Consider the following 10,311-nt stretch of genomic DNA (forward strand, 5'->3'; position numbering starts at 1 on the left):
TCGCGATGCTCATCATCTTCGCCTTCAACGTGATGTTCTGGATGTTCTTCGAGCAGGCGGGCAGCTCGTTCACGTTCCTGGCCGACAAGATCGTCAACCGTCAGTTCGGCGACTGGACGTTCCCCGTCGCGTGGTTCCAGTCGGTGAACTCGATCGCGATCATCGCGCTCGCGCCGGTGGTGGCCTGGGTATGGGTGAAGCTCGGCGCCATGAATCCCTCGATCCCGCGCAAGTTCGGTCTCGGACTCGTGTTCAACGGGCTGGCGTTCCTGCTGCTGATGTTCGCGCTGTCGAGCCTGGTGGACGGCGCCGGCAAGATCCCGTTCTGGACCCTCTTCATGGTCTACGTGATCCAGTCGGTGGGGGAGCTGTGCCTGTCGCCGATCGGCCTCTCGATGGTCACCAAGCTGGCGCCCGTGCGCCTCGTGGGCTTCGGCATGGGCGGCTGGTTCCTCTCGACGGGCATCGGCAACAACCTGTCGGGCATCTTCGCCGGCTACGTCAGCGGCGAGAGCGGCATGACGACGGCCTCGGCGCTCGGCGGCTACACCTTCGGGTTCTGGGCGCTCCTGCTCTCGGGCGCCATCCTGCTGCTCCTGTCGCCGGTGCTGAACCGGTTGATGCATGGGGTGAAGTAGCTCATGCCTCATGCCTCATGCCTCATGAGTCATGACTCATGACTCATGAACAGCAAGGGCAGAAGGCTAGAGGTAGAAGGTAGAAGGTAGAAGGTAGAAGGTAGAAGGTAGAAGGTAGAAGGTAGAAGGTAGAAGGTAGAAGGTACACGGTCAGTGGTCCGAGTCTGACCCGCGATGGGGGGAGTGGCGGGCGGACCGGGAGATCGCGGAGATGACCTGACCGATCGATGCGGCTTCGGCGCGCAGTTCGTTCCAGTCGCGGCGGCGACACAGGTCGACAGATTCGGCGACGCGCAGCCACCACTGCGCCTCGCCGATTTCTTTTTTCGCGATGCCGACCTTGGCGTTGAAGTCCGGCTTCGACTGCGCTGCCGAGGCTTCCGCGAGATTCGCGCCGACCGAGGTGGCCGCCGAGACGAGTTGGCTGGCGATGGCACGTCTGACGATGTCCCTGAACCAGGGATCGTCACTCAAGGTGCAGACGCGGACGGCGAAGGCGAACGTTCGGTCGTGTATGTCGTGGCGCATGCCCAGCGCGGAAGCATCGAGCGCGCCAACCAGCACTGCACGAGACACACGGAAAAAACGCGGGCTCGTCGTGGGAGGGTGCAGATGTTGCAGCCCTCCGTCGCCGGCCCGCGTGCAGTTTTCGCCTTCTACCTTCTACCTTGCCTTCATGAGGCATGACTCATGAGGCATGAGGAATGAACGGGCGCCAGCCCTACACCCACTCCGGCGGCGGCTGGATCGCGGCGTCGGGCGGACCGCCGGCGTCGGCGCGGCCGGACCCCTCGAGGCGGCTGATGGCGCGGACCGTCATGTCGTGGTCGCAGGCGATCTGGCAGGAGAGGCGCACGCCGGTCAGGCCGCGCTGTTCGAGCTTCTCCTTCTCGGCCTTCGTCATCGCCGAAGGCTCACCCTCGATGAACTCCACACGGCAGGTGGTGCAGCGGGCGTTGCCGCCGCAGGCGTGCAGGATGTCCACCCCCTGCTGCTCGATGGCGTTGACCAGGCGCGTGCCCGCGGCCACCTCGAACGTTCCCACTCCCTCAATCGTCAGCGTCGGCATCCGTATCCCCTCGACCTGCGACGACGAGCGCCGCGGCCATTCTGCGATTCGTGAATCCTAGAAGAACTTCTTCAACAGCCCGATCGCGCCCTGCTTCCACGGCACCCGGTGTGAAATCCCCGAGGCCTGGGCGAACGAGTCCTTGTGCGCGATGTACCACTCGAAGTTCCGCAGCAGCGCGTCGCGGTTCGAGTACTTCGGCGTGAACTGCAACTGCCGCTCCGCCTTGTCGATCGAGACGAACGAGTCCTTGGACGCCGTCTCGTAGACCCACTTGTACAGCGGCGACACGCCGAGCGCCTCGAGGACACGCAGGCCCCAGATGGCCGGCGCCGCCGGGAACCCGACGATCTGCTTGCCGAAGCCCGCGCGATCGAGCACCACCTGGTAGTCCTCGCGCATCGTGAGGAACGCCTTGGCGCCGATGTTGAACGTGTCGTTGACCGCAGCCACCGGTAGCTCGAGGCAGCGGACGATGGCCTCGCACAGGTCTTCGACGTCGAGCAGCTGGTAGCGGTTGCGGCCGTTGCCGATCATCGGGAAGTTCCGCTGGTCGAGCGCCCAGTCGTAGAGCAGCGCGAACACGCCGAGGCGCTCGGGACCGATGAACGACTTGGGGCGCAGCACCGGCACCACCATGCCCGCCGCCCTGAACGTCTCGGCGACCGCCTCGGCCTCTACCTTGGCGATGCCGTATGGGCCCACGCCGTGCAGCCGGTCGTCCTCCTTCAGCGGGTGGTGATCGGGGATCCCGTACACCGCCGTGGAGGAGATGTGGACGAAGCGCGACACGCCATGATCCCGCGACGCCTCGAGCATGATCCGCGTGCCCACGACATCGGTGGTGTGGATGTCCTCGGGGGAGTAGAGCGGCAGCGCCGCCGCGCAGTGGACGACGTGCGTGCAGCCCTCGAGCGCGCTGTCCACGTCGGCGCGTCGCCGGATGTCGCCCAGCACCACGCGCACATGTGGCGTCATGTCGGCGTACCCGAACGGCTCGATGTCGAGCGACGACGTCGCGTAGCCGCGCGCGTGCAGGTAGCGCAGGAGGTTGATGCCGAGAAAGCCGGAGCCCCCCGTCACGAGGACGCGGGGCGGTGACGCTGGCACGGTGGTGGACATCGGGGCAGCCACGACCCCCTAGTCTACCGCCCGCCGCCGGGAATGCCGGCCTGCCTGGCTCGCGCGCCGTGGACGCGCCCCACGGCAGTTCGCCTGACGGGAAGGACGAAGCGAGCGGGCCTCGCTACACTGAGGCGGTGACCACGAGCGCGCCCATCGTCCTGCTGTTTGCCAATCCCGAGGGTGATGAGGCGCGAGCGTACGGCGAGGCGGCCCGCCGCGTCGGTGTCGGGCTCCGCGTCGTGCCCGAGCCGTCGGGCGCCGCCCTGGACCCCGCAGGTGCGGATGCCGTGTTGCGCGACCTCGACGGCGTGGCCGTCGCCGGCGTGCTCGTGGCCGGCCCGAGGGCCGCGTGGATCGCCGCGACGGTGGCGCGGGCATGCGGAGTGGCCTGGCACGCCCCGGAGGCGGTCGCCGTGGCGACCGATCGCCTGCTCACGCGCGGGCGATGGCTCGCCACCGGGCTGCCGACACCCTGGTTCGTCGGTCTCGCGACGCGCGGCGACGACGACCTCGACAGGCTTGGCCGGATCCGGCTGCCGTGCGTGGTGGCAGCGAGTGACACCACGGCCGCGACAGGCGTCGTGCGCGCGGCGTCCTGGGAGGACCTCATGGCCGCGCGATCGGCCATCGGCGCGGGGCTCGATGCGCGCGGAGACACGGCAGACGAGGGCGCCGACGCACGCCTGCTTGTCGAAGGCCTGGTGCCGGGTGTCGGCTTCGTGCTGGACGGCGTGCTGGAACAGGGCGCCCTTCGCGTGTTCGCGCTCTTCGAGGAGGTCGACGCCGATCGGGCCACGCCACCGGCACGCCTGTACGTGAGCCCCGCCCGGATGGCACCGGCGCGGCAACAGGTCGTGGCCGGTCACGTCGCGCGTGCGGCGCTCGCGCTCGGACTCCACCAGGGGCCGATTCACGCCACCTGCCGCGTCGACGGCGACGTCGTCATCGTGCTCGCCGTGGCCCCCTGTCCGCCTGCGTGGCACCTGGCCCGCGCCCTGCCTGTCGTGGCGCCCGACCGGACCCGATGCGCGTACGAGGACGTGCTGCTCGCGCACGCCCTCGGCCGCCCGCTCGATCACTATGGCCACCAGGCCATCGCCAGTGGCGTGCTCGTGGTCGATGCGGTTGCCGCGGGCGGACTCACGTCCCTCGACGGGCAGGAAGCGGTCAGTCGCTTGCCGTGGGTGACCGGGGTGGAGGTGGCGGCTCGTCGCGGGGACCCGCAGGGGCCGGGGCCGGGCGGCCGGTCGCCGGCCGCCACGGTGTACGCGCAGGGTGCGCAGCCCGACGATGTGATCGCGACGCTCGAGGACGCCGCCCGGCGGCTGCAGGTGGGAGTGCAGCCGCCGACCAGGACGGCTACGTCGACGAGCTAGGCGTGTACCCCGGCGGGAGCGAAGCGCTCTCGCCGAAGAAGTACTCCTCCATGTGCTTGGCGACCAGATCCTGCGCCTCTTTCTGCCACGGCATGAGGCGATATTCGTTCAGGATCATCTTCATCCGCTCTTCCCACATGTCCCAGGCTTCCTGGGACACGCTATCGCAGATACGCTGTCCGAGCGGTCCCGGCCACGGGGCTTCCTCGAGCGCCGGCAGTTCCCGCCCCAGTTTCACGCAGTGCACGGTACGCATGGGGCCGATCGTACCAGAGCCCCGATCCATGTCCCTGCTGCATCGCCTGCGTTCCTCACGTCGTCTGCTCGTGACCCTCGGTGTCCTGGGCGGAAGCTTCCTCGCGGCCATGGAAGCCACCATCGTCGCCACCGCCATGCCGACCGTGGTGGATCAGTTCGGCGGCCTGGCGCACTACAGCTGGGTGTTCTCCGGCTACATGCTGACGTCAACGGTCACGACGCCGGTGTGGGGGCGACTGGCCGATGTGCATGGCCGGCGCTGGCCCTACCTCGTGGCGCTGGGCCTGTTCCTGGTCGGATCGACCTTGTGCGGGGCGGCCACGTCGATGACGCAGTTGATCGTCTTCCGCGCGCTGCAGGGGATCGGCGCGGGTGGGATGCTGCCGCTCGGGATGGTGATCATGGGCGACATGTTCACGCTCGAGGAGCGCGCCCGGGCGCAGGGCCTCTTCGCGGCGGTCTGGGGCGTGTCGTCGGTGGCCGGCCCGCTCGTCGGCGCCATCCTCACCGAGGGGGCGTCGTGGCGCTGGATCTTCTTCATGAACCTGCCGTTCGGCCTGATCGCGGCGTGGTTGGTGGGGACCTATTTGGTGGACACGCGCACCGACCGCTCGGGCGACGTGGACTACCTCGGCGCAGCCCTGCTCATGGCCGCCGTGTCGGCGCTGATGCTCGCGCTGAACCAGACCGGCATCAGGGACGCGACGCTGTCGCCGGCCGCGGTCCGCGTGCTCTACGGCGCTGCGGTCGTCCTTGGGGGCGTGTTCGTGGCGCGGGAGCGGCGCACGGCGCATCCACTGCTGCCCGTGTCGTTGCTCAGCCAGCGGATGGTCGCCAGCACCACCCTCACCGGCACCTTGCTGGGCATCGGCATCTTCGGCGCGCTCGCCTTCGTCCCGCTGTACGTCCAGGCTGCGCTGGGCCGGTCTGCCCGGGAAGCCGGCAGCGTACTCACGCCACTGCTCCTGGGGTGGGTGCTGGTCTCGATCATCACCGGTCGGCTCATTCCGCGGTTCGGGTTCCGCCCCTTCATCGTCGGAGGGCTCTCGTTCGTGACGGTCGGCTTCATCGGCCTGGCCATGGTCAGCCCGGACAGCCCGATGTGGAAGATGCGCCTGGACCTGGGGCTGATGGGCATCGGCATGGGCATGACGATGCTGTCGCTGCTGCTGGCGGTGCAGGGCACGGTCTCGCGCGAGCAACTGGGCGTGGCGACATCGCTCGGGCAGTTCACGCGAAGCATCGGGGGCGCGATTGGCGTGGCCGTGATGGGCGCCGTGGTGGCCGCGGCGTTGCCCGCCGGCGGGCAGACCCCGGCGGCGCTCGCGGTGGGCCTGCACCGAGCCTTCATCCTCGGGGCGGTGGTGTCTGCGGTGGCCTTGCTGTCGTCGTTGCTGGTGCCTGGAGGGCTCCCCGCGCAAAAGCCAACGGCTGTGTAGGTTTTACTGTTGGGTTTTCAGACACGGCCGGGCTGGCGTGTGACAAGAACCGGATAAGTGGCGAGACATGCCCGATCCGTTGACGGATCGAGTGGGACAAACAGCCTCAGGCTGGCACGGTTGTTGTAGAGGTGAAGGGTGACTTTCGACAGGACGCCAGGCACTTCCGCGAGCGTCCGCGTCGTTGAGGGGAGGCGTCACCGTGAGCAATGACAACACCGCGCAACAGGTCGAACCGCGTCGCAAGGAGCGTCGGGGCTTCGCATCGATGTCCCCGGAGAAGCAGCGTGAGATCGCCAGCAAGGGCGGCCGTGCGGCGCACGTGAAGGGCAGCGCGCACGAATGGACCTCGGAGGAGGCCCGCGCCGCGGGCCGGAAGGGGGGGCGCGCCAGCCGTGGCGGGCGCGGCCGTCTTCCCGAGGGCGGCTCGGCTGACTAGGTCGAGCCACCGGCATCGACAACCCGTAGGGCGCCCGAAAGGGCGCCCTTTCTTTTTCCGTCCGTCATTTTTTGCAGCTCACGTTGTCCTCGCCGTGCGAACGCAGGCAACATGGAGCGCGTGACGGGACGAGCACTGCGGCGGGGCCTCCGGGCCTGCTGCCTCGCGTGGCTGATCGCCGGTGGGGTATCTGCCGCCCAGGACGGTGAGGGGGGCAGCGCCGCGCGCCTCAAGGTGCGTCGCCTCGACATACAGGGTGTGTCAGGGCTGGACGTGCAGCAGATCACCAGTGTGCTGTCCACCCGCGAGAGCGGCGGCCTGATCCCCTTTCTCGGCAAGGACCGGTACTTCAGCGCACGGCAGTTGCAGGCCGACCTGTTCCGCATCGTCGCGTTCCTGTCCGACCAGGGGTGGCCGCAGGCCCGGGTCACCCGGGTGGACATCGACAAGGACGACAAGGCCCGCGCCGTCGACCTGCGTGTGCAGGTCGAGCAGGGGCCCGCGGTCATCATCGACAGCGTCCAGACCTACGGGTTCGAGGTGCTTGCGCCAGCGGACCAGGAGGCGGTGCGCGCGCGGGTCTCGCTCGCGGCAGGCCAGCGTCGCATCCAGGGCGAGGTGCGGAATACCCGCAACGCGACCCTCGCGGTGCTCCAGGAGCGCGGCTACGCCTACGCGACGGTGAACGTGCTCGAAGGCGAGGGCACCCAACCCGGACACGTCTCCCTGTTCGTGATCGCCGAGCCAGGCCCGGTCTCCACGTTCGGCCGCATCACGGTCCGGGGCAACGACGGCGTGAGCGACGGGCGGGTGAAGTCGCTGCTCTCGATGAAGGAAGGCCAGCAGTTCCGCATCAGCCGCGTGGTGGACAGCCAGCGCCGCCTGTACAACCGGGAGATCTTCCAGTTCGTCTCGGTGAACGCGGAGCCCACCGGCCCGATCGGGGCGCCGGTGCCCGTCGAGGTGGTGCTCACGCAGGCCAAGCCGCGGCGGCTGTCGTTCACGCCCGGCTACGGCAGCGAGGAGAAGGCGCGCATCACGACCACCCTTCGCCACCTGAACTTCTTCGGGGGGGCGCGGACCGCGCAGGCGACGCTGCGGTGGTCGTCGCTGGATCGGGGCTTCCGGGTCAACGTCGAGGAGCCGTCGCTGTTCCGGCGGGGCATCTCGATGAGCGTGGGCGGCCAGTACTGGTACGCCAACGAGCCCGCCTACCAGCTCACGAGCAAGGGCGGGCGCGTGACGTTCGCCAAGCAGCGCGAGCGCAGTGACCCGGTCCGTCGCCACCAGTCGCTCACCACGCTGTCGGTGACGTTCGTCAACGAGTACGAGGACTACACGGTCTCGGAGGCCGCGCTCGAGGATCCGGCGTTCTACGACGACCTCATCGCGCTCGGCCTCAATCCCAACACCGGCCGCGGCAAGGGGCAGCTGATCGCGTTGGCGGTCGACCTGAACCGGAACACGACCCCCAATCTCATCGACGCCCGCAGCGGCTACCTGCTGCAGGCGCACGTGGAGCAGGCGGGGCAGTGGCTGCCGGGCGACTACAACTACCGCGAGTACACGGTGGAGGCGCGCAAGTACTACACGCTCGGACCGCTGGTCCTGGCCGGTCGCGCGCGGGCCGGCACCATCGAGGCCGACGGCCTGCTCGCCCGCAACGTGCCGTTCTTCAAGCGGTACTTCCTCGGCGGGTCGGCCAGCCTTCGCGGATGGGGCCGCTTCGAGGTTTCCCCGCTCACGTTGACGGGCAACCCGATCGGCGGGCACTCCCTCTTCGAGAGTTCCGGCGAGATCCGCATCCCGGCGTTCGGGCAGTTCTCCCTGGTGGCGTTCGTCGATGCGGGCAACGTCTGGTACGAGAGCTTCGACATCAACCTCGACGACCTGCGGGTCGACGTCGGGCCCGGGATCCGGTACCGCACGCCGATCGGGCCGGTGCGGGTCGACTTCGGGTATCAGCTCACGCCGGTGGACGGCCTGCTGATCAACGGCGAGCCCGAGCCGCGTCGCTGGCGGCTGCACTTCAGCATCGGGCAGGCCTTCTGATCATGACGCGCGGGCGACGGGCGCTGCGCGCCCTGGCGGTCGTGGCCGTCCTGCTCGTGGGCCTCGTGGTGGCCGCGGCCGTGCTGACACAGACGGCCTGGTTCCGTGAGCGCCTCCGCCGCCTGGCGATGCGACAGGCCGAGCAGGCCCTCGAGGGACGGCTGACCATCGGCGCCATCGAGGGTGACTTCTACCGCGGCGTCACGTTGCGCGACGTCACGCTCGATCAGCAGGGCCAGACGGTGGTGCGCGTCGGCCGAGTACAACTGCAGTACGGCCTCGGCGACGTGCTCTCGCAGGGCCGCGTCGTGCAGCGGATCGCGATCGATGGCCCCGAGGTCGCCGCCGTCCGCACGCCGGCGGGCTGGAACATCGCTCGCCTCCTCAAGCCACGGCCTCCCGCCGACCCGAACAAGCCCCGCGCCACCTTCACGCTTCCCGACATCCGCGTGACCGACGCGCGGGTGACGGTGCAGGAAGTGGGCGTCCCGCAGACGCAGGCCATTCCGCGTCGCATCGAGGGCCTGTCGTTCGAGGGCGGCATCGCCAGCAGCCCGCGCGAGTTGAGCATCGACGTGCGACGACTGACGTTCCGGGCCACCCAGCCGGATCTCGACCTGCGAGCCCTCGCCGGCCGCTTCGTGAACGTCCCCACGGGGTGGCGCTTCCAGGACCTGTCGGCGCGCACCGCGGAATCGGTCTTCGCCGTCGACGGGACGTTGACGCGCGCGTCGGTCACGACGCCATGGACCTTCGACATGCGTGTGGCGGGGCAACCGGCGTCGCTCCCCGAGATCGCCCGCTTCCTGCCGGCCAGCGATTTCCCGTTGCACCCCCGACTGGCCGTCGGCGTGACGGGCACGCTCGACGCCCTGGCGCTCGCCGTCGACATCACGGCGTCCGAGGCCGGGCGGGCCAAGGGCGCGATCACCATCGACACCACGGGCCCGACGCGGGGCGTCAAGGGGCGCCTCGCACTGGGCGACGTCACGCTGGAGCCGATCCTGAAGACGCGCGAGGCCGCCGGTCGCATCACCGGTGATGCCACGTTCGACCTGCGGTTCCCATCGGCCCGCACCGGCTTTCCGGTCGATGGCACCTTCGAGTTCCGCGGGCCACGCGCCGGTGCCTACGGCTACGAGGGCACGAACGTCCGCGCGAAGGGCTCGATCGACGGACGGAACGTCAGGCTCGATGCGTCAGCGAACGCCTACGGAGGCACGGCCACCACGAGCGGGACGATCGCGGTGGCGGGTCGCGGCCAGCGCGAGGTCGCGCTCGACCTGTCGGGGCGCGTCGCCGGCGTCGACCTCAGGAACCTGCCGGCCTCGGTACCGGTGCCGCCGCTGCACACCGACATCGCCGGCCGGTACACCGTGAAGGGACCGCTGTCGACCCTGTCGGCCGAGGCCACGCTCGCCGCGTCGACCGTCGAGGGCGCCACGCTGGCCGAGGGCACGACTGGCCGGTTCGCACGGACGTCGACCGGATTCACCTTCGGCGCGGCAGGCACGGTGGCGGGCCTCGACGTCCAGCGGCTCGGCGCGGCCCTGCAGGTGCCCGCCATGACCGAGCCCCGCCTCGCGGGACTCGTCAACGGCACGTTCGACCTGAGCGGCGAGCAGCGCGGCGCCGCGGGCGTCCGGCTCACCGCCACCGGGGCGGTCGCCGACACCACCATCTACGGCGGGCGCCTGCCGGACGTGGCGTACGACCTGACGCTCGACGGCGATCGGCTCGAGGTGGCCGCCAGGGGGCGCGCCGAGGGCTTCGAACTGGAGACCGTGACGGGCACGCCGTCGGCGACCGGCCGCCTCGACGGCACGGTCGACGTGCGTGTCACCCTCCCCGACGTCGGGCTGGTCTCGTTCGACACCACGGGCGTGACAGGCACGGTCAGCCTCGACCATCCGAC

The 10,311-nt window shown here is 69.6% G+C and carries 10 protein-coding genes; 6 read left to right on the forward strand and 4 right to left on the reverse strand.

Annotated features, from left to right (window positions below; translation table 11 throughout):
* Positions 1 to 638 (forward strand): oligopeptide:H+ symporter (locus tag ACIRDX_RS16910; protein ID WP_396626613.1); only part of this gene is annotated, 638 nt, incomplete at its 5' end.
* Positions 639 to 788: 150 nt separating this feature from the next.
* Here ACIRDX_RS16910 and ACIRDX_RS16915 read toward each other — a convergent pair.
* The 3 genes from ACIRDX_RS16915 to ACIRDX_RS16925 all read right to left on the reverse strand — a co-directional run bounded on the left by ACIRDX_RS16915 (position 789) and on the right by ACIRDX_RS16925 (position 2,829).
* Positions 789 to 1,214, reverse strand: coding sequence for a four helix bundle protein (locus ACIRDX_RS16915; RefSeq protein WP_396626614.1), 426 nt, complete (start codon positions 1,212 to 1,214; stop codon positions 789 to 791).
* 145 nt (positions 1,215 to 1,359) lie between these two features.
* Entirely contained in the window at positions 1,360 to 1,707 is a 348-nt protein-coding gene (locus ACIRDX_RS16920; RefSeq protein WP_396626615.1) for a 2Fe-2S iron-sulfur cluster-binding protein, read from the reverse strand.
* 57 nt (positions 1,708 to 1,764) lie between these two features.
* Entirely contained in the window at positions 1,765 to 2,829 is a 1,065-nt protein-coding gene (locus ACIRDX_RS16925) for an NAD-dependent epimerase/dehydratase family protein (RefSeq protein ID WP_396626622.1), read from the reverse strand.
* A gap of 137 nt (positions 2,830 to 2,966) precedes the next feature.
* On the opposite strand from ACIRDX_RS16925, the gene ACIRDX_RS16930 reads away from it, so the two are divergent.
* Complete coding sequence (locus tag ACIRDX_RS16930) at positions 2,967 to 4,208, forward strand: ATP-grasp domain-containing protein (protein WP_396626616.1); 1,242 nt, start codon at positions 2,967 to 2,969, stop codon at positions 4,206 to 4,208.
* Here ACIRDX_RS16930 and ACIRDX_RS16935 read toward each other — a convergent pair.
* Complete coding sequence (locus ACIRDX_RS16935) at positions 4,192 to 4,464, reverse strand: oxidative damage protection protein (protein ID WP_396626617.1); 273 nt, start codon at positions 4,462 to 4,464, stop codon at positions 4,192 to 4,194. The two genes, ACIRDX_RS16930 and ACIRDX_RS16935, sit on opposite strands and share 17 nt — an antisense overlap.
* A 28-nt stretch (positions 4,465 to 4,492) precedes the next feature.
* Here ACIRDX_RS16935 and ACIRDX_RS16940 point away from each other — a divergent pair, with 28 nt between their 5' ends.
* From ACIRDX_RS16940 to ACIRDX_RS16955, 4 genes are all read left to right on the forward strand, one after another.
* Positions 4,493 to 5,905, forward strand: coding sequence for an MDR family MFS transporter (locus tag ACIRDX_RS16940; RefSeq protein ID WP_396626618.1), 1,413 nt, complete (start codon positions 4,493 to 4,495; stop codon positions 5,903 to 5,905).
* A gap of 202 nt (positions 5,906 to 6,107) precedes the next feature.
* Positions 6,108 to 6,344, forward strand: a complete 237-nt coding sequence (locus ACIRDX_RS16945) for a KGG domain-containing protein (RefSeq protein ID WP_396626619.1) — start codon at positions 6,108 to 6,110, stop codon at positions 6,342 to 6,344.
* Positions 6,345 to 6,464: 120 nt separating this feature from the next.
* The gene (locus tag ACIRDX_RS16950; RefSeq protein ID WP_396626620.1) at positions 6,465 to 8,396 is read left to right on the forward strand and encodes an outer membrane protein assembly factor; all 1,932 of its coding nucleotides are present in this window, start codon (positions 6,465 to 6,467) and stop codon (positions 8,394 to 8,396) included.
* A 2-nt stretch (positions 8,397 to 8,398) separates the two neighbouring features.
* Positions 8,399 to 10,311: hypothetical protein (locus tag ACIRDX_RS16955; protein WP_396626621.1), on the forward strand; the 1,913-nt coding region annotated here is incomplete at its 3' end.

It is taken from the genome of Luteitalea sp. (genome assembly GCF_044337415.1).
GTDB lineage: Bacteria > Acidobacteriota > Vicinamibacteria > Vicinamibacterales > Vicinamibacteraceae > Luteitalea.

Excerpts from the sequence above, each read along its gene's own strand:
- ACIRDX_RS16920 (WP_396626615.1), bottom strand. The coding sequence starts at position 1,707 with ATGCCGACGCTGACGATTGAGGGAGTGGGAACGTTCGAGGTGGCCGCG.
- ACIRDX_RS16925 (WP_396626622.1), bottom strand. The coding sequence starts at position 2,829 with ATGTCCACCACCGTGCCAGCGTCACCGCCCCGCGTCCTCGTGACGGGG.
- ACIRDX_RS16935 (WP_396626617.1), bottom strand. The coding sequence starts at position 4,464 with ATGCGTACCGTGCACTGCGTGAAACTGGGGCGGGAACTGCCGGCGCTC.
- ACIRDX_RS16940 (WP_396626618.1), top strand. The coding sequence starts at position 4,493 with ATGTCCCTGCTGCATCGCCTGCGTTCCTCACGTCGTCTGCTCGTGACC.